This is a genomic window from Streptomyces sp. V2I9 (assembly GCF_030817475.1).
Lineage (GTDB): Bacteria > Actinomycetota > Actinomycetes > Streptomycetales > Streptomycetaceae > Streptomyces.
The window spans coordinates 1,509,437-1,526,147 of record NZ_JAUSZJ010000002.1 but is presented as its reverse complement, the minus strand read 5'-3'; the positions used below and the strand labels follow the sequence as shown (position 1 = coordinate 1,526,147).

The window sequence follows — 16,711 nt, the reverse complement described above, 5'->3', positions numbered from 1 at the left end:
AACACCGGCCGAACCCCCGCCGTACACCGGTCGAACGCCGCCCCCGGACCGTCGCGTCGACGTGTTCGGGGGCGGCGGCGCGCCGCCGGCCCGTAGGGCACCACGGCCCCGACCGAACAGGGGAGGGACGAAGGGGCATCGTCATGGCTGCCGATCAGTGGACGTCGGTCGTCTCGCTCGCCGGGGTCGCGCTGGGCGGCGGCCTGACCGCGCTCGCCCAGCGCGCCACCCAGCGCTCGGCGGAACGCGTCGAGGAGCGCCGCCAGGCGGTGGCCACGGCGGAGAGCCGCAGGGCCGAACAGACGGCCGTGCTCAAGGAGTTCGTCGCCAGTGCCCAGGCCGCCGAACGCGCCGCATACGGCCGCCCCGACCCATGGGGCGACGACGAGGACGGCTGGGTGACGCGGACGGGCCCCGTCATGACCGCACTGTGGACCGCGTCCGGCAACGTCACGCTCCTGTGCGACGAGGCCCTGCGCGAGCCGGTGAGGACGTACGGCCACGCGCTGAACGCCGCCGTCTGGCGCGACATCGGGGACGTCGAGGTCAACGAGCACCTGGAGGAGGCCAAGTCGCAGTTCATGGACGCGGCGCGGGCGAGCCTCGCCGGCTCCTGACCGGCGGAGCCACGACGGGTAGGCTCCCAGCCCCATGAAGGCATTGATCTCGGTCGACATGGAAGGCGTCTCGGGGATCGTCCACTCCTGCGAGACCAACCCCGAGCGCTACGACTACCAGCGCGGCCGGGAGGTGATGACGGCCGAGGCGAACGCGGTCGTCGCGGGTGTTCTGGACGCCGAGCCCACGGCCGAGGTGCTGGTCGCCGACGCGCACGGCACCTTCCGCAACCTGCTGCCGGAGCTGCTCGACCGCCGTGCCCGACTGGTACGGGGCAGGCCGAGGGCGCTGAACATGCTCGCCGGACTCGACGAGGGGACCGACGCGGCGCTGTTCGTCGGCTACCACGTGCGGGCGGGGGAGGGGCCGGGGGTGCTGGCGCACACGATGAACGGCGAGATCCTCGACGTACGGGTGACCGGCCGCTCGGGCGAGGACGTCCGGGCGACCGGCCGCGCCCAGGACCGGAACGGGCGGGCGGCGGGCCGCTCCCTGGGAGAGATCGGGCTCAACGCGGCCATGGCCGGCCACCTCGGCGTACCGGTCGTCCTCCTCAGCGGCGACGACGCTGCCTGCGCCGAGGCGGCCGCCCTCCTCCCCGGCACGGTCACCGTCCCGGTCAAGGAAGCCCTCGGCATGGCGGCCGCCGTGACGCTGCACCCGGAGGAGGCGCGGGACCGGCTGCGCCGGGCGGCGGCGGACGCGGTGGCCCGCCGCGCGGAGATCCCGCCCCTGACCCTCACCGGCCCCCTGGACGTGGAGGTCGACCTGGCAGGACCGCACACCGTCGATCTGGCGACCCTCGTCCCCGGTGTCTCGCGCGCCGGGGGCGCCCGCACGGTCGCCTTCACCGCCCCCGACTACGGGACGGCGTACCGTCTGATCCTGCTGCTCGCCCAACTCGCCACGATCGGACCCGCCTAGCCGGGCCCGGTACCGCCGCGCATCTCGTCCGCCGAGGTGGTGATGATCTCGGTGGCCCGCTCCAACCAGTCGGCGAGCACGGCGATCTCGTCGGGCCCGTACTCCGCGAACAGGGCGGCGAACCGCTGGTAGTTGGGGCCGTACACCTCGAAGATCCGCGCGGTGGAAGTCGGTTCGGCGACCACCCTGACGCGTCTGCGGTCGGCCGGGTCGCTCTGCCGGCGCACGTACCCGGCGCGTTCCAGCCGGGTGATGACACCGGTGATGGCGCCGGTGGTGAGGTGGGCGCGCCGCGCCAGCTCACCGGCGGTCGCGGCCGTCCCCGTGCCCTCGGCCTCCAGGACGAATCCCAGGCAGGTCAGATCGGTGATGTTGAGCCCGAGGCGGCTCGCGATGTCGTGCTGGGCGACGATCCCCAACGCCATCAGCCGGTCCATCCGGGCGTGCGCCTGCTCCGGGGTGGCGCGCGGCCGTTCCCGGGCGGCGTTCTGCCGCGACTTGCCGTCCACGCAGAAATTCCCTTAGCATCTAAGTAACTTAGTTCGTGAGATAAGCGGTCTCTCGTTCAGCCTACTGTCCGCTTCCGGGGGAGAGTCATGAGTGCACACGGCCACGTCGACCTGGGCCACACCGTCGCCGGCTGGGCGGGTACGGGGGTGGCGATCGCCGGCCTGACGCTCACCGGCGTCGCCGTGGTCGCGGTCTCCGTACCTCTGGCGCTCACGGGCGCCGGCGTCACGCTCGGCGCGGCGGTCCTGACCTGGCTCCTCCACCTCGCCGGCTGGGGCAAACCGGGCGGCCCCCGTCCCGAGAGCGAGTGGCCCTGGCGGGTACGGGACGGCGCGGCCCGGCAGGGGCATCCGGGCTGCGTGGGCTGCCGGCTGGCCGGACGCGGCGCGCGCCGGTCCGAAAACGCCTCGAACACCGCACGGGTTGCCTCTACTGTGACCGGGTGACGACCCAGGTGATCGTAGTGAACGGCGGCTCCAGCTCCGGCAAGTCCGGCATCGTCCGCTGCCTCCAGGCGGAGCTGCCGGACCCGTGGCTCGCCGCCGCGATCGACGCCTTCGTCGACGCGCTGCCCGCGTCGCTGCGCACGACAGGCGAGGGCATCGCGTTCGCTGAGGACGGTGGCGTGACCATCGGCGAGGAGTTCCGGAGGCTGGAGGCGGCCTGGCGCGAGGGCGTCGCCGCGATGGTCCGGGCGGGCGCCAGGGTGATCGTCGACGACGTGTTCCTCGGCGGCCCGTCCTCCCAGGAACCGTGGCGGCAGGCGCTCGCGGGCCTGGACGTGCTGTGGGTGGGCGTCCGCTGCGAGAGCGAGGTGGCCGAGGCGCGCGGGATCGCTCGCGGCGACCGCCCGAGAGGCATGGCCGCCGCACAGGCGGAGACGGTCCACCGGGGCGTGGTGTACGACCTGGAGGTGGACACCACGCACACGGAGTCCCTGGCCTGCGCGAGGACGATCGCGGCCCGCGTGACCTGACCCACCGGCCTGCCCCTGCTGACCCGGCTGGAGCGAGATGACCGATCTGTGGACCGGCGAGCGGGTACGCCTGCGAGGCATCGAGCCCCAGGACTGGGAGGGCTTCCGAGCCCTGGCCCTGCACACCGTGGACGCCCGGAACGCCGCCGTGGTCGACCCCCCGCGCTCGGACGAGAGCTTCCGCGCCCGGGCCGCCGAACGCGCGGGCCGCACCCCGGACCCGTCCGCGTACCAACTGGTCATCGAGACCCGCTTCGAGCACGCCTTCGTCGGCGCGGTGTCGGTGGGCGAGACGGACGCCCGCGCCGGCCGCTCCCGCACAGGTGTCGAGGTCACCCGCGAACACCGTCGCCAGGGCTACGCGGCGGAGGCCACGGAACTGGTCCTCACCTATATGTTCGCCGAACAGCGCAGCCACAAATGCGAGGTGGAGGTCTACGCCTTCAACGACGCCTCCCTGGCCCTCTACCGCAAGCTCGGCTTCGTCGAGGAGGGTCGCCTGCGCCAGCACGAGTACTTCGCGGGCACGTACCACGACGTGGTGCTGCTGGGCATCACGGCGGACGAGTACTGGGCGGGACGGGCGCGGCCTTCGCTGCGGTGAGGAGGAGACCATAATCGGGCAGCCGTGTCAGTGAGCCTCTTCGAGTTGGTCCCCGATCGGGTGATGGGACGTGAAGTGCAACGAGCGAGGCCCCCGGGCTGTTGATCGAGATGTCTGACGTCTCCATCACGTTGCTCGGGGGCCTCGTTGGTCGTCCATCCTGCCGCACTTGACCTGCCGCATGCACTCGTGGAGTGGGTCACCATGCTGATCGTCACCCGTGAGGGCGACCGGCGCTGCAAGCTCCGTCCGTCCCAGCGCGCGATGGTGGCACTGGTGTACCTGCGCGAACACACCACTCTCGCGAAGATCGCCGCCGGGTTCGGGATCAGCGAGTCCACCGCCCACGCATACACCAGCGCGGTCGTCGACCTGCTCGCCGCCCGTGCACCGGGCCTGCTGAAGACGCTGCGCGAGCACGAACCCGACTTCGTCCTGCTCGACGGTACCCTCGCCGAGTGCGACCGGGTCGGCGACGGCCGGGCCGACCACTCCCACAAACACCGGCGCCATGGTGTGGCCATGGTGTGAACGTGCAGGTCGTCACCGACCCCGGCGGCCGGCTGCTGTGGCTCTCGCCCGCCCTGCCGGACCGCGCCCATGACCTGACCGCGGCCCGCACCCACCGGATCATCCGGATCTGCGAGCGCCAGGGCGTTCCCATCCTGGCCGATCTCGCCTACCAGGGCGCCGGCCCGTGGCTGACCACCGGCATCAAACGCCGGCCCCTGCAGGAACTCACCCCCACCGAAAAGACCCTCAATCAAGCACTGGCCGCAGCACGAGCGCCCGTCGAACGCGGCGTCGCGAGGTTGAAGTCCTGGCGGATCTTCCGCAGGTCCCGATGCAGCCCCAACCGCATGACGTCAATCGCCAAGGCCATCCTCACACTGGAGCAGCAACGCTGAAGAAGCTCAGTGAGGGCGAGTAGATGCGTGCTTTAACAACGGCTAACACAATGAGGTGCATAGGCCGTGGTGGCCGTGTCCGCGTCAGGAGTTGGGCGTTGTTCGGGCATGGGGACTTCGCCGTGGATCGTGTCGGATGACCTGTGGGAGCGGATAGAGCCGCTGCTGCCGCGCAAGGAACGCCGGTTTCGGCACCCGGGACGGAGGCCGCTGCCGGATCGGCAGGTGTTGTGCGGCATCCTCTTCGTGCTGCACACCGGCATCCAATGGGAGTTCCTGCCGCAGGAGTTGGGCTTCGGCTCGGGCATGACCTGCTGGCGGCGACTACGGGACTGGAACGAGGTCGGCGTCTGGCAGCAGCTGCACGAAGTGCTGCTGGCCGAGCTCAACGCGGCGGCCCGCCTCGACTGGTCGCGTGCAGTGGTCGACTCCAGCCACGTGCGCGCCATAAAAGGGGGAGCCAGACGGGACCGAGTCCGGTCGATCGTGGCCGAACCGGATCGAAACACCACCTGATCACCGACGGACACGGCACACCGCTCGCCGTAATCCTCACGGGCGGCAACCGCAACGACGTCACCCAGCTCATGCCCCTCATCGACGCCATCCCACCCATCAGAGGCAGGATCGGACACCCGCGACGCAAGCCGGACTCACTCTTCGCCGACCGCGGATACGACCACGACATCTACCGCGACCAGGTCCGACAACGCCGCATCGTGCCGGCCATCGCCCGCCGCGGCACCCTCCACGGCACCGGGCTGGGAAGCTACCGCTGGGTAGTCGAGCGCAGTTTCGCCTGGCTCCACGGCTTCAAACGCCTCCGCATCCGCTGGGAACGACGAGCAGACATACACGAGGCCTTCCTCAAGCTCGCCTGCTGCTGCATCACCCACCGACAGATCAGCTCATTGTGTTAGCCGCTATAAATGCGCGAGGCTGTCGTGGGTGTTCACCGCAGAGAGGCCGACCAGGAGGGGCAGCCCGTCCGCGTCCGACAGGACGTGCATCCTGGAACCCGGCTTGCATCGGTCCACAGGGATCGGACCTGTGAGTTCGCGCCCTCTTTTTAGGCCGCAGATGCGCAGAGTCGAGCACCGTGCAGTAGGGGTCGAGCGGCCCCGGACACGGGCTTTCGACCAGATCAGAAACCTACGGGGGCCGTCGACTTCGATACCCCGAAGCACGGTGGCAGCGCCCGCCAGGCACATCCACTGACCAGGACGTAAACGATTGCGGCTGGCAGCGTCTCATCAGACATGCTCTGCGTCTCACCGTCCTGCGGCCACACCTTCGACGGCGAGACAGCCGCTCCGCGATCTCCCACATTCATCCGGAACAATCCAAATCCGCATACCTTGCCCAATGCCGAGCCTGACGAGTCAGCCCCACATTGGACACAGCCCCAGGGGTGGGCCAGCCTCTGCAATTACACAAAAGGCTCATCATGTTATATGCTGTCGGTTATTTTGTTCGAGTCTTGGGAGAGTGGCGCCCTCAGGGGCTAGAGGAACTCTTCTATGTCATGCTTCAATGCCATACGAAGTGGCACCTGGAGATTTTGATGGTCGCGGCAATGGTAACGGCCTGTGCCAGCATGTTGATTGCTGTCATGGCCTACTGGCTCAATCATCGAGGAGAGACGCGTAGATCTTTGAGGGAAGCGCGATTCAATCGGGTGAGCAGCCAACTCAAAGACCTCTACGGTCCGCTTCTAGTTCTTACTGAAACGAATGAGAAAGCGTGGATTGAATACCGAAGTTGCTACATGCCTGCCGATGTTGGGTTGGTCGGTGTGCCTCTCACGGATCTAGCGGAAGCGCAGTGGCGTATGTGGGTGGAGTCAGTTTTCGCTCCGACTGCCCAGAAGATGCGAGAGGTCATTACCGCGCGGGGCGATCTGATCATTGGAGGAGAGATGCCACCCGTGGTCCTGGAGTTCTGCTCTCATGCTGCGACCTATGATGCTCTATTGGCGAACTGGGATGTGGCTGGGCCTAGGAAATCTACGCTGATTCGCCATCCAGGTAGCAGGTTCTTGTCCTATGTTCGTGAGTCTTACGGATCGCTCAAGGCGGAACAGGCGGACCTGCTAAGGGCGGCACGGTAGGAGTTCCTGATGATCGTGATCCGGCAAGTCAGGGTCGTTCGATCGACTGGCACCGGAAATGGGTGGAGGGTGCTGTGAAAGTTTTCCTGAGCTGGTCCGGAGAGCGTTCGAAGAAGACGGCTGAAGCCCTGTGGACGTGGTTGCCGGATGTGCTTCAGTACGTCAGTCCGTGGCTTTCTAGCCTGGATATCTCCGCAGGTAGGAGAGGTGTTCGGGAGATTACTGACGAGCTGGCCGAAGCGAATTTTGGGATCATCTGTGCAACGCCTGAGAATCAATCATCGAACTGGATACATTTTGAGGCCGGGGCGCTTGCCAAGCAGGTCGATAACGGATTTGTTGTCCCTTTCCTTATTGGCATGAGAACCACGGACCTCGTCAGTCCGATCAGTCAGTTTCAGGCTGTCGTGGGGGATGACAGGGCAGATGTGCAGAAGTTGCTTTCCGATATTAATAGCGCCTCTGGCGAGTTGGCTCTTCCTCAGGAAAGGTTGAATCGATCATTTCAGCGCAGTTGGCCCGAATTCGAGAGCAAGATGAGGGGCATCAAGGACATTTCGTTGGGGGTTGATCCCCCAGCTGCAGTCAAACGATCAGGGGCTGACATGACGGAGGAAATTCTCCTCCTCTCGAGGCAGTTTGATCAGCGTCTGGCAGATCTCGAACGGAACGCGCTCCTGGGGAGAGAGATGCCCAGAAGGCCGCCCCAGGAGATTCGCCGAATTAGCGAAGAAAAGTTCATTGCGTCCTCATTCGCTAAGATCGGCTGGGAAGCTGTTCGCTCCACCTGGGAGGAAGACCGGGTGCTGATCATAGTGCAAAGATCAGAGAGGGCATCGCAATCCATATCTCACGACTTCGTCGATCGGCTCGCAAGGTCTCTCGGCAGGGAGGTGGTCGTGCTCGGTGAGACCGAACGGTGGGTTCTTCGCAGCAGCGATCTGCCTTGACCCTGCTCAGTTGGTCTCACGGAATTTCACCTGGACTGGAATCGGCATCTTCTCGCCTTTCCTCAGGCGTCGCAGGTGCAGTTCTCCTGCCCTTTGGGGTTCGACCCATGCATTCCATGCTTTGATGTAGATCGCCATCTGGTCCTGCATGGTCATCCTGCGCCTGGGACCCCGCTTCTGCGTCTCCCTCGGCACCTCTCGCAGTGCGAGCCTTGCGTCCCCCTCCTCCAGGCTCGCACCTGATTTAAGGCCTGAGACCCAGTCATCCAGGTTTGCGGCAGGCGCCGCATAGGTAGTGACGAAATAGCTTGCTGCTACCGCAGTCGGGCTGGCGAACAGATGAGCGGAAAGCTCTCTGCTAACGACTACTGCCTCCGTGTACCTGTCCCTGTCCGCATTGTACGCAGACAGAATTCGGTCATTTGATACGTGAGCCCGAGAGCCCCGCCATGGTTCGTTGGGCATAGTGTTGAAAAGAGTTACATGACGGATGGTGGAAGAAAGGAGGGGGCGATGCTTTGCTCCGGTGGACAACAGTGTATCTGCCCCGCTTCGGGGCTTTCCTGTGTCAAGAACCGGGAAGATCTCTCTTGGGAACCCGTGGAACACGTACATCTGCACGGGGATTCCGGCCTCGACGATCGCATGGAGTCGGTGTTGGCCATCAAGGAGACTGCCGGTCTCGTCGAAGGCGATTCCCTGGTGGGTCAGTCTCCATTCTTTACGGCGAATGGCGTCCGCCAAGGCGGCTACCCGCTCGGTATTGAGGCGCCGGTTCAAAGAATCCCGAGAAAGGAAGCTTGAAGCAATCTCGGGGGTCACCCAGCTAATCTGTGAAGTTACTCCCGTGGGTGGGTCATGGGGTCCGCAGGGCTCTTTGGGCTCTTCTGGATGTGCCATGGTGATCGTCATTTTGTGATCATAGAGCGACGTTGAGGCAGCGCCTTACCTGCGATCGAGAATGATCACATGTGATAGAAAGATGAAGCTTGATCTCTTTTCGTGTCCTGAATTGGTGCAATGCGTCTGTCGGTTACGTATGGAGGCTCTCCAATCGCGACACAGTTTGCTGCTGAGCTCGTCGCGTGAAGAGACCGGGTCTCAGGCACAGGTTGCTCCGTGCCCAGATTGCGCTGTTGTGCGCGGAGGACTTGGTGGACAGGGCCGCTCCCGGGGAGCGCTGTAGAAGACCACTGAAGAGCAGGTAGAAGCCCTGGCCCCCAGGCGTTCGAAGGGAACGAATCGGAGATCGCCCGCGGGATCGCGCACGAGTGGTTGCGCATCAAAAAAGGGGGTCACCACCACGCGTGCCTGGGTCGCCTTCTCCTACGCATGGGGCACCCCCCAGATCCGCCGGACTCAGTGGCAGATGGGGCTTGGTGCTGTCGTGGGCGGTGGGACCAGTGCCAGGCGTGATCGATCGAGGTTGGTCCGTGGTAAGCGAGCGGGCCCACCCGGAGACGCAGTTTGGGAAGGCTCGCCGGAACTGGCCTGGAGGACTGCTGGAGCGAGTAGCAGAGCGGCTGAGCGTACGACCGAGGGCCGCCGTCTTCCAGCTGGAGACGGCGGCCCTCGGCACCTCGGGCGCGGCGGCCCGAAAGTCGTTCTAGAGGTCGAAGTACAGCTCGAACTCGTGCGGGTGCGGGCGCAGCTGGATCGGGGCGATCTCGTTCGTGCGCTTGTAGTCGATCCAGGTCTCGATCAGGTCCGACGTGAAGACGCCGCCCGCCTGGAGGTACTCGTTGTCCGCCTCCAGGGCGTCGAGCACGGCCGGGAGGGAGGTCGGGACCTGCTGGACGTTGGCGTGCTCCTCGGGAGCCAGCTCGTAGAGGTCCTTGTCGATCGGCTCGGCCGGCTCGATCTTGTTCTTCACGCCGTCCAGGCCCGCCATCAGCAGCGCGGAGAACGCGAGGTACGGGTTCGAGGACGGGTCCGGGGCGCGGAACTCGACGCGCTTGGCCTTCGGGTTCGAGCCGGTGATCGGGATGCGCATCGCGGCGGAACGGTTCCGCTGCGAGTACACCATGTTGACCGGGGCCTCGAAGCCGGGCACCAGGCGGTGGTAGGAGTTCACCGTCGGGTTGGTGAAGGCCAGCAGCGACGGGGCGTGCTTCAGGATGCCGCCGATGTAGTAGCGCGCCATGTCCGAGAGGCCGGCGTAACCCTGCTCGTCGTAGAAGAGCGGCGAGCCGCCCTGCCACAGCGACTGGTGCACGTGCATGCCCGAGCCGTTGTCGCCGAAGATCGGCTTCGGCATGAAGGTCGCGGTCTTGCCGTTGCGCCAGGCGACGTTCTTCACGATGTACTTGAAGAGCATCAGGTCGTCGGCCGCGGCGAGCAGCGTGTTGAACTTGTAGTTGATCTCGGCCTGGCCGGCGGTGCCGACCTCGTGGTGCTGGCGCTCGACCTGGAGGCCGTTCTTGTCCAGCTCCAGGGAGATCTCGGCACGCAGGTCGGCGAAGTGGTCCACCGGCGGGGTCGGGAAGTAGCCGCCCTTGTAGCGGACCTTGTAACCGCGGTTGTTCTCCTCCGACCCGGTGTTCCAGGCGCCGGCCTCGGAGTCGATGTGGTAGAAGCTCTCGTTCGCCGACGTCTGGAAGCGGACGTTGTCGAAGACGTAGAACTCCGCCTCCGGGCCGAAGTACGCGGTGTCCGCGATGCCGGTCGAGGCGAGGTACGCCTCGGCCTTCTTGGCGATGTTGCGCGGGTCACGGCTGTACTGCTCGCCCGTGATCGGGTCGTGGATGAAGAAGTTGATGTTGACGGTCTTGTCGCGGCGGAAGGGGTCCACCCGAGCCGTGGACAGGTCCGCGCGCAGCGCCATGTCCGACTCGTGGATGGCCTGGAAGCCGCGGATCGACGAACCGTCGAAGGCCAGTTCCTCGGCCGGGTCGAACGTCGCTGCCGGGATGGTGAAGTGCTGCATCACCCCGGGAAGGTCGCAGAACCGGACATCGATGAACTTGACGTCGTTGTCCGCTACGTACTTCTGCACTTCGTCGGCGTTCTGGAACATCCAACTCCTCCTACTCCCGACCCGGGAGGGGCGGGGTTGTAGCTCGTTGTGCGGCCAGTGCGGGTGGCACACGCTGGTCCCGACCCTAGGCAGGCGTGATTTCCCGAGCGTGACCCATTTGTTTCGCCCAAGTTAACCGGGGTGATCGTGTGCGGCATCTCCGCGACTGTTTCCGATGCCCCGCCCGGCCGGGGGCAAACACGGGCGCAGTACCGTGGTCGGGTGGACAACAGGCAAGCAATCGGATCGTGGCTCTCGGGGCCCCGCGCGGCCGCCGAGGAGATGGGCGCCGACTTCGGCTACCGGGGCAAGGGGCTGGGGCTGCCCGAGGAGGGGCCGGGGGCGATCGCGCCGCTCGGCCGGCGTTTCGGAGCCCTCTTCATCGACTGGACGCTCTGCATGCTGATCGCATACGGACTGTTCGCCCGTGGTGACCAGCAGGCAGCGGGGAACTGGGCGCTCGGGATCTTCCTCGTGATGAGCCTGCTCACCGTCGGCACCATCGGCTGCACCCCCGGCAAGCGCCTCCTGGGCATCCGGGTCGTCGCCGAGGGCGGCGGGCGGCTCGGGTTCGGACGGGTCGCCGTACGGACCGTCCTGCTCGTCCTCGCGATCCCCGCACTCGTCTGGGACCGCGACGGGCGCGGCCTTCACGACCGGCTGGCCCGGGCCGTCCAGGTCCGGATGTGACCTCCGCCTCCGCGTAGGAGAGGGACCGGAGCCCTCCGTGCGGGAGAGCGGTGGGAGGCGCCCCGCGTGGAGATGCCGAAACGGGGCGGCCCGTGACCGACGATCGGTCACGGGCCGCCCCGTTTCATACGCCCTCCGGCGCGGTCAGCGCATCTTTCCGCCGCGCGGCATCCGCATGCCCTTGGGCATCGGGCCCTTCGGCAGCGGCATGTTGCTCATCAGGTCGCCCATCGCGCGCAGCCGGTCGTTGGTGGTGGTCACCTGCGGGCCGGTCAGGACGCGGGGGAGCTTCAGCATCTTGGTGCGGACCTTCTTCAGGGGCACCTGGCCTTCGCCGTTGCCGACGATGATGTCGTGCACCGGCACGTCCACCACGATGCGGGCCATCTTCTTCTTCTCGGACGCCAGGAGGCCCTTCACCCGGTTCGGGTTGCCCTCGGCCACCAGGACGATGCCGGCCTTGCCGACCGCCCGGTGGACGACGTCCTGGCTGCGGTTCATCGCCACGGCGGGGGTGGTGGTCCAGCCGCGTCCGATCCGGTCCAGGACGGCGGCGGCCGCTCCGGGCTGCCCCTCCATCTGCCCGAACGCCGCCCGCTCGGCCCGGCGGCCGAAGACGATCGCCATCGCGAGGACGGCCAGCACGAAGCCCAGGATGCCCAGATAGACCGGGTGACCGATCGCGAAGCCGATGCCGAGGAGGACACCGAACGTGACGATTCCGACACCCGCGACGACAAGACCGATCTTGCTGTCGGTCCGCCTGGTCATCTTGTAGGTCAGGGCGATCTGCTTGAGCCGCCCCGCGTTCTCGGCGCTGTCCGCGCCTTCAGTTTTTGCCTTCCTCGCCATGTACCGAAGTTTACGTGGCGGGCGGGCGGGCTAGGAACGGTGGTCGGCCACCGCGTCCAGGACGTACTCGGCCTCCACCCGGTCCTTGGCGCGGCGGCGGTCCTCCAGGACGGCCGTCCAGGCGTTGCGGCGGGCCGTGCGCTGGCCGCCGCTCAGCAGCAGCGACTCCACGGCGCGCAGGGCGGTGGTGACGGACGGAAGGGCGTGGGCGCGGACCGGTGCGGCCTGCATCGTGGTGTTCCCCCTCGGAACGGATGCGCCTGCGGGGCGCGGATGAGTGCGGGAAGCGGTGACCGTGGCGGCTGCGGCGGTGCGGCCGCCTGCGTACCCAGGGTCACTGTTCGGTGTTACCAGTGCGTGACCGGGCGGTCAAACACCAATGAAGCCCTGATTCCGGTGGCGTGCACGCCGAAGCGGTCCGTACGCGTCCCCGACCTGGGGAGAGCGCCGGACCGCTGCGGCCTCGCGGCTACCGCGAGACGGTCGCTCGTGACCGGATTCACACAGTCGGCGCGGCCTGGACGGTCCCGGCGGCGGGGGTGCTCCCGGCGGCGTCGCGCGCGTCCATCGCCTGCTGGAACAGACGCCCGGCGCGGTACGAGGACCGCACCAGCGGGCCCGACATCACACCGGAGTAGCCGATCGCGTCGGCCTCGTCCTTCAGCTCGACGAACTCGTGCGGCTTCACCCAGCGCTCGACCGGGTGGTGCCGGACGGAGGGGCGCAGGTACTGGGTGATCGTGATGAGCTCGCACCCGGCGTCGTAGAGGTCCTGGAGGGCCTCGCTGACCTCCTCGCGGGTCTCGCCCATGCCGAGGATCAGGTTGGACTTGGTCACCAGGCCGGCCTCGCGGGCCCGCGTGATGACCTCCAGGGAGCGCTCGTAACGGAAACCGGGGCGGATGCGCTTGAAGATCCGCGGCACCGTCTCCACGTTGTGCGCGAGCACCTCGGGGCGCGAGGAGAAGACCTCGGCGAGCTGCTCGGGCTCCGCGTTGAAGTCGGGGATCAGCAACTCGACCTTGGTCGCGCCTGCCTCCCGCTCCGCGGTGAGCGTGTGGATCTGGCGGACGGTCTCGGCGTACAGCCAGGCCCCGCCGTCCTCCAGGTCGTCGCGGGCCACGCCGGTGATGGTGGCGTAGTTCAGGTCCATGGTGACGACGGACTCGCCGACCCGGCGGGGCTCGTCACGGTCCAGCGCCTGCGGCTTGCCCGTGTCGATCTGGCAGAAGTCGCAGCGCCGGGTGCACTGGTCACCGCCGATGAGGAAGGTGGCCTCGCGGTCCTCCCAGCACTCGAAGATGTTGGGGCAGCCCGCCTCCTGGCAGACCGTGTGCAGCCCCTCGCCCTTCACCAGCTGCTGCAGCTGCTTGTACTCGGGGCCCATCTTCGCCCGCGTTTTGATCCACTCGGGCTTGCGCTCGATGGGGGTCTGGCTGTTTCGGACCTCCAGGCGCAGCATCTTGCGCCCGTCGGGTGCGACAGCGGACACTCCGGCTCCCCTTTGCTTTCTGCTGCGTCGGATCCGCGGGCTTCGCGTGGGTTCAGCGAGGTACTCGCGCGGTATTCGCTTTCGATTCTTCGGCGGACCCCAGGGTACGCCCCTACATCAAATGGTCCTACGTCCGGCCAACCTGCGGGCGGCAGGGCCTATTCCCGGCCGCAGGTACCGATCGGGGCTACCGGTCGGTACGCACCGGGGCCACCGGCCGGGCGCGTACGCCGGTGCGTACGGCCGGGGCCGCTACGCCGGCGCCGCCGCCTTCGGCTGCCCGACCTCGCGCGGTGCGAGGTCCGCGTCCTCCAGGACGTCCCGCAGGTGCTTCTCGACGACCGGCAGCACCTGCTCGATCGTGATCTCCCGGCCCAGCTCGTCGGAGAGCGAGGTGACCCCCGCGTCCCGGATGCCGCACGGCACGATCCGGTCGAACCAGGTGTTGTCGGGGTTCACGTTCAGTGCGAAACCGTGCATGGTGACGCCCTTGGCGACCCGGATGCCGATCGCGGCCAGCTTGCGGTCCTCGCGGCGCTGGCCGGCGTTGGAAGGGGCGTACTCCGGGCCGTTCAGCCGCGGGTCGAACTCCTCGTCCTGGAGCCTCGGGTCGAAGTCCAGCGAGAGCCCGCCCAGCGCCTGGCGCCGCTCGACCGGGTCGCCGAGCACCCAGACCCCGCTGCGGCCCTCGACCCGCGTGGTCTCCACGCCGAAGTCGGCGGCCGTGCGGATCAGCGCGTCCTCCAGCCGGCGCACGTGCGCGACGACGTCGACGGGGCGCGGCAGCTTCTGGATCGGGTAGCCGACGAGCTGGCCCGGACCGTGCCAGGTGATCTTCCCGCCGCGGTCGACGTCGATCACCGGCGTACCGTCCAGCGGACGCTCGCTGTCGGCCGTACGGCGTCCCGCGGTGTAGACGGGCGGGTGTTCCAGGAGCAGGCAGGTGTCCGGAACCCGGTCCTCGAACCGGTCCGCGTGCACCTCACGCTGCTTCTGCCAAGCCTCCGTGTACTCGACGGCCTGTTCGCCGAAGCCCAGACGGACGAACCGCAGCTCGCTCACCGATGCCTCCCTACGCGGGCTCCGTGTGACCGGAGGGGTGTCCCCGGAACGACGGCGCCCTGCACTGATCGTGCCCGTATCCACTGTACGGCCGTCACCCGAACGGCTCCCCGGCAGGTGGAACGGCCGTCTCCCGCGCTTCCACGTCTCGGGCGTTTTCGTCAGCTCCGGCCGGAATCCTCACACGATCGGATGAACGTGGAGCAAAGGGCGGCCATGACCCGTCCGGGGGCCGCTACATTCGCGCCGTTCCCATGAGGGCTGACCGGTCGGCCCCGAAGGCAGGAGACCGTACAGCTGATGTCGGAACGACCCCCGCAGCGCACGCCCAACCGCCGGCTCGCCTCGCTCATCGCGGAAGCCGGGTTCTCGCACGCGGGCCTGGCCCGCCGCGTCGATCAGCTCGGCCTCGAACACGGACTGGACCTGCGGTACGACAAGACCTCGGTCACCCGCTGGCTCCGGGGACAGCAGCCGCGCGGCACCACCCCCGCCCTGATCGCGGAGGTCTTCACCCGGCGGCTGGGGCGGCGGCTCACCGCTCAGGACCTCGGGCTGGACGCCTGCGCACCGGTCTACGCCGGGCTGGAGTTCGCGGCCACCCCCACCGAGGCGGTCGACATCGTCAGCGGTCTGTGGCGCAAGGACTCCGGCACCCACACCGAGCTCCGCAAGATCGCCTTCACCCCGGCGGGGCTCGTCGTCCCCAGCCGCGACTGGCTGATCGGCCGGGCCGACGAATCGGTGGCCCGCGACGCCGGGGCCGCCCGCCGCGCCGGGGGAGAGGCCGGGGCCGCCGCGCACGGCCGTACGGACGGGACACAGCGCACCGAGGTCCGGAGCCTGCCGCGCCCACCCGCCGGACACCAGCGCCCCGCACCGCCCGGACCGGCCGCCACGCATCCGGGCGGCGGGCACCCGTCCGCCGGGGCGCTGCCCGTGGTCCCGCGCCAGCGCCAGACGGACCGGGGCACCGGCCAGCGGGTCGGCGCCGGGGACGTCGCCGCGCTCCGCTCGGTCGGGGAGCTCTTCCGCACCCTCGACCACGCGTACGGCGGCGGCCACGCCCGGCAGGCCCTCGTGCGGTACCTGGAGCACGAGGCCGAGCCGATGCTCCGGGGCACGTACGGCGAGACCACCGGGCGGCGGCTGTTCGCGGCGGTCGCGGACCTGACCCGGCTGGCCGGCTGGACCTCGTACGACATCGCCGCCCACGGCCTCGCCCAGCGGTACTTCGTCCAGGCGCTGCGGCTCGCCCAGGCCGCCGGGGACCGGGGCTACGGCGCCTATGTGCTGATCACGATGAGCCGCCAGGCGGTCTACCTCGGGCACGGCAGGGAGGCCGTCCAGCTCGCCCGCGTGGCCCAGCAGGGCATCGGCTCGGCCGCTCCGCCGCTCGTCCAGGCGCTGCTGCACGCGGTCGAGGCGCGCGGGCACGCCGTGCTCGGCGAGGCCCGCTCCTGCACCGCAGCCCTGAGCCGGGCCGAACACGCCCTGGCGACCGCGCGCCCCGGCGACGAGACGCCGCACTGGGCCCGGACGTTCGACGAGGCGCAGCTCGCGGACGAGCTGGGCCACTGCCACCGCGACCTCCAGCAGTACCGGGCCTCCGCCCAGCACGCCGAGCGGTCCCTCCAGCTGCGCGCCCCGGCGTACGCCCGCAGCAGGCTGTTCTGCCGGGTGGTGCTCGCCTCGGCCCGTCTGGGCCTCGGCGAGCTGGAGCAGGCATGCCAGTTGGGCGCGGAGGCGGCACAGCAGGCGGCGGAGATGCGCTCGGTGCGCGCCGCCGAGTACGTACGAGCCTTCGAGCGCAGCCTGGAGCCCTACCGGGACGCGGTCGCCGTACGCGGCTACCGCGACCGGGTCGCCGCCCTCGGCTGACCTCCTCGGCCGCCTCCTGCGGAACCACGCGCACGGGCTCGCGCGGCCTCCGGCCGGGGGCACGCGTCCCTTCCGCCCCGCGGAGACCTGTGGGGAAGCGGCCGTGGCCCCGACAGGG

Annotated in this window: 15 protein-coding genes and 4 pseudogenes; 10 read left to right on the top strand and 9 right to left on the bottom strand. The window is 68.3% G+C overall.

All coding sequences use genetic code 11. The features are described 5' to 3' along the window. The first annotated feature begins 143 nt into the window (after window positions 1–143). Both QFZ71_RS06845 and QFZ71_RS06840 read left to right on the top strand, forming a co-directional pair. Window positions 144–617 carry a hypothetical protein gene (locus QFZ71_RS06845; RefSeq protein WP_307667363.1) on the top strand — a complete coding sequence of 158 codons (474 nt, stop codon included), beginning with the start codon at window positions 144–146 and terminating at the stop codon, window positions 615–617. Between the two features lie 34 nt (window positions 618–651). Continuing rightward, on the top strand, window positions 652–1,542 hold the full coding sequence (locus QFZ71_RS06840) for a M55 family metallopeptidase (RefSeq protein WP_307667362.1): 891 nt from the start codon (window positions 652–654) through the stop codon (window positions 1,540–1,542). Here QFZ71_RS06840 and QFZ71_RS06835 read toward each other — a convergent pair. Beyond that, the gene (locus tag QFZ71_RS06835) at window positions 1,539–2,051 is read right to left on the bottom strand and encodes a MarR family winged helix-turn-helix transcriptional regulator (RefSeq protein ID WP_307667361.1); all 513 of its coding nucleotides are present in this window, start codon (window positions 2,049–2,051) and stop codon (window positions 1,539–1,541) included. The genes QFZ71_RS06840 and QFZ71_RS06835 overlap by 4 nt on opposite strands. Before the next feature lie 87 nt (window positions 2,052–2,138). On the opposite strand from QFZ71_RS06835, the gene QFZ71_RS06830 reads away from it, so the two are divergent. The 5 genes and pseudogenes from QFZ71_RS06830 (at window position 2,139) to QFZ71_RS06810 (ending at window position 5,460) form a co-directional block, all read left to right on the top strand. Beyond that, window positions 2,139–2,498: an HGxxPAAW family protein gene (locus QFZ71_RS06830; protein WP_307667360.1), complete on the top strand. Its 360-nt coding sequence runs from the start codon at window positions 2,139–2,141 to the stop codon at window positions 2,496–2,498. Beyond that, complete coding sequence (cpt, locus tag QFZ71_RS06825; RefSeq protein WP_307667359.1) at window positions 2,495–3,028, top strand: chloramphenicol phosphotransferase CPT; 534 nt, start codon at window positions 2,495–2,497, stop codon at window positions 3,026–3,028. The genes QFZ71_RS06830 and cpt overlap by 4 nt, the downstream gene beginning before the upstream one ends. Window positions 3,029–3,065: 37 nt before the next feature. Then, window positions 3,066–3,632 (top strand): GNAT family N-acetyltransferase, encoded by a 567-nt coding sequence (locus tag QFZ71_RS06820; RefSeq protein ID WP_307667358.1) that lies wholly within the window; start codon window positions 3,066–3,068, stop codon window positions 3,630–3,632. 147 nt (window positions 3,633–3,779) lie between these two features. Then, window positions 3,780–4,540 (top strand): annotated as a pseudogene (locus tag QFZ71_RS06815) (transposase family protein). A gap of 91 nt (window positions 4,541–4,631) precedes the next feature. Next, window positions 4,632–5,460, top strand: a pseudogene (locus tag QFZ71_RS06810) (IS5 family transposase). Between the two features lie 18 nt (window positions 5,461–5,478). On the opposite strand, the pseudogene QFZ71_RS30435 reads toward QFZ71_RS06810, so the two are convergent. Both QFZ71_RS30435 and QFZ71_RS30430 read right to left on the bottom strand, forming a co-directional pair. Further along, a pseudogene (locus QFZ71_RS30435) lies at window positions 5,479–5,610 on the bottom strand (IS5/IS1182 family transposase); the annotation flags it as partial. Between the two features lie 48 nt (window positions 5,611–5,658). Continuing rightward, a pseudogene (locus tag QFZ71_RS30430) lies at window positions 5,659–5,895 on the bottom strand (transposase); the annotation flags it as partial. Between the two features lie 829 nt (window positions 5,896–6,724). Between QFZ71_RS30430 and QFZ71_RS06800 the strand changes: the two are divergent. After that, window positions 6,725–7,600: a TIR domain-containing protein gene (locus QFZ71_RS06800; protein WP_307667357.1), complete on the top strand. Its 876-nt coding sequence runs from the start codon at window positions 6,725–6,727 to the stop codon at window positions 7,598–7,600. A gap of 6 nt (window positions 7,601–7,606) precedes the next feature. Here QFZ71_RS06800 and QFZ71_RS06795 read toward each other — a convergent pair whose 3' ends face one another. Then, window positions 7,607–8,512: a hypothetical protein gene (locus QFZ71_RS06795; protein ID WP_307667356.1), complete on the bottom strand. Its 906-nt coding sequence runs from the start codon at window positions 8,510–8,512 to the stop codon at window positions 7,607–7,609. 694 nt (window positions 8,513–9,206) lie between these two features. Beyond that, entirely contained in the window at window positions 9,207–10,616 is a 1,410-nt protein-coding gene (gene glnA / locus QFZ71_RS06790) for a type I glutamate--ammonia ligase (RefSeq protein ID WP_307667355.1), read from the bottom strand. 282 nt (window positions 10,617–10,898) lie between these two features. Between glnA and QFZ71_RS06785 the strand changes: the two genes are divergently transcribed. Beyond that, entirely contained in the window at window positions 10,899–11,306 is a 408-nt protein-coding gene (locus QFZ71_RS06785) for an RDD family protein (RefSeq protein ID WP_307671355.1), read from the top strand. Between the two features lie 144 nt (window positions 11,307–11,450). On the opposite strand, the gene QFZ71_RS06780 is transcribed toward QFZ71_RS06785, so the two are convergent. The 4 genes from QFZ71_RS06780 to lipB all read right to left on the bottom strand — a co-directional run bounded on the left by QFZ71_RS06780 (window position 11,451) and on the right by lipB (window position 14,712). Beyond that, window positions 11,451–12,158 (bottom strand): DUF4191 domain-containing protein, encoded by a 708-nt coding sequence (locus QFZ71_RS06780; RefSeq protein WP_307667354.1) that lies wholly within the window; start codon window positions 12,156–12,158, stop codon window positions 11,451–11,453. A gap of 30 nt (window positions 12,159–12,188) precedes the next feature. Beyond that, a complete protein-coding gene (locus QFZ71_RS06775; protein ID WP_019764439.1) occupies window positions 12,189–12,389 on the bottom strand; it encodes a hypothetical protein in 201 nt (66 codons plus the stop codon). A 268-nt stretch (window positions 12,390–12,657) separates the two neighbouring features. Continuing rightward, window positions 12,658–13,650 (bottom strand): lipoyl synthase, encoded by a 993-nt coding sequence (gene lipA, locus QFZ71_RS06770; RefSeq protein ID WP_307667353.1) that lies wholly within the window; start codon window positions 13,648–13,650, stop codon window positions 12,658–12,660. Window positions 13,651–13,902: 252 nt separating this feature from the next. Next, window positions 13,903–14,712 carry a lipoyl(octanoyl) transferase LipB gene (lipB, locus tag QFZ71_RS06765; protein ID WP_307667352.1) on the bottom strand — a complete coding sequence of 270 codons (810 nt, stop codon included), beginning with the start codon at window positions 14,710–14,712 and terminating at the stop codon, window positions 13,903–13,905. A 300-nt stretch (window positions 14,713–15,012) separates the two neighbouring features. Between lipB and QFZ71_RS06760 the strand changes: the two genes are divergently transcribed. Then, on the top strand, window positions 15,013–16,593 hold the full coding sequence (locus tag QFZ71_RS06760; RefSeq protein WP_307667351.1) for a regulator: 1,581 nt from the start codon (window positions 15,013–15,015) through the stop codon (window positions 16,591–16,593). The last annotated feature ends 118 nt before the right edge of the window (window positions 16,594–16,711 follow it).

Excerpts from the sequence above, each read along its gene's own strand:
- glnA (WP_307667355.1), bottom strand. The coding sequence starts at position 10,616 with ATGTTCCAGAACGCCGACGAAGTGCAGAAGTACGTAGCGGACAACGAC.
- QFZ71_RS06840 (WP_307667362.1), top strand. The coding sequence starts at position 652 with ATGAAGGCATTGATCTCGGTCGACATGGAAGGCGTCTCGGGGATCGTC.
- QFZ71_RS06795 (WP_307667356.1), bottom strand. The coding sequence starts at position 8,512 with ATGACGATCACCATGGCACATCCAGAAGAGCCCAAAGAGCCCTGCGGA.
- QFZ71_RS06775 (WP_019764439.1), bottom strand. The coding sequence starts at position 12,389 with ATGCAGGCCGCACCGGTCCGCGCCCACGCCCTTCCGTCCGTCACCACC.
- QFZ71_RS06785 (WP_307671355.1), top strand. The coding sequence starts at position 10,899 with ATGGGCGCCGACTTCGGCTACCGGGGCAAGGGGCTGGGGCTGCCCGAG.
- QFZ71_RS06830 (WP_307667360.1), top strand. The coding sequence starts at position 2,139 with ATGAGTGCACACGGCCACGTCGACCTGGGCCACACCGTCGCCGGCTGG.
- QFZ71_RS06820 (WP_307667358.1), top strand. The coding sequence starts at position 3,066 with ATGACCGATCTGTGGACCGGCGAGCGGGTACGCCTGCGAGGCATCGAG.
- QFZ71_RS06760 (WP_307667351.1), top strand. The coding sequence starts at position 15,013 with ATGTCGGAACGACCCCCGCAGCGCACGCCCAACCGCCGGCTCGCCTCG.
- QFZ71_RS06780 (WP_307667354.1), bottom strand. The coding sequence starts at position 12,158 with ATGGCGAGGAAGGCAAAAACTGAAGGCGCGGACAGCGCCGAGAACGCG.
- QFZ71_RS06845 (WP_307667363.1), top strand. The coding sequence starts at position 144 with ATGGCTGCCGATCAGTGGACGTCGGTCGTCTCGCTCGCCGGGGTCGCG.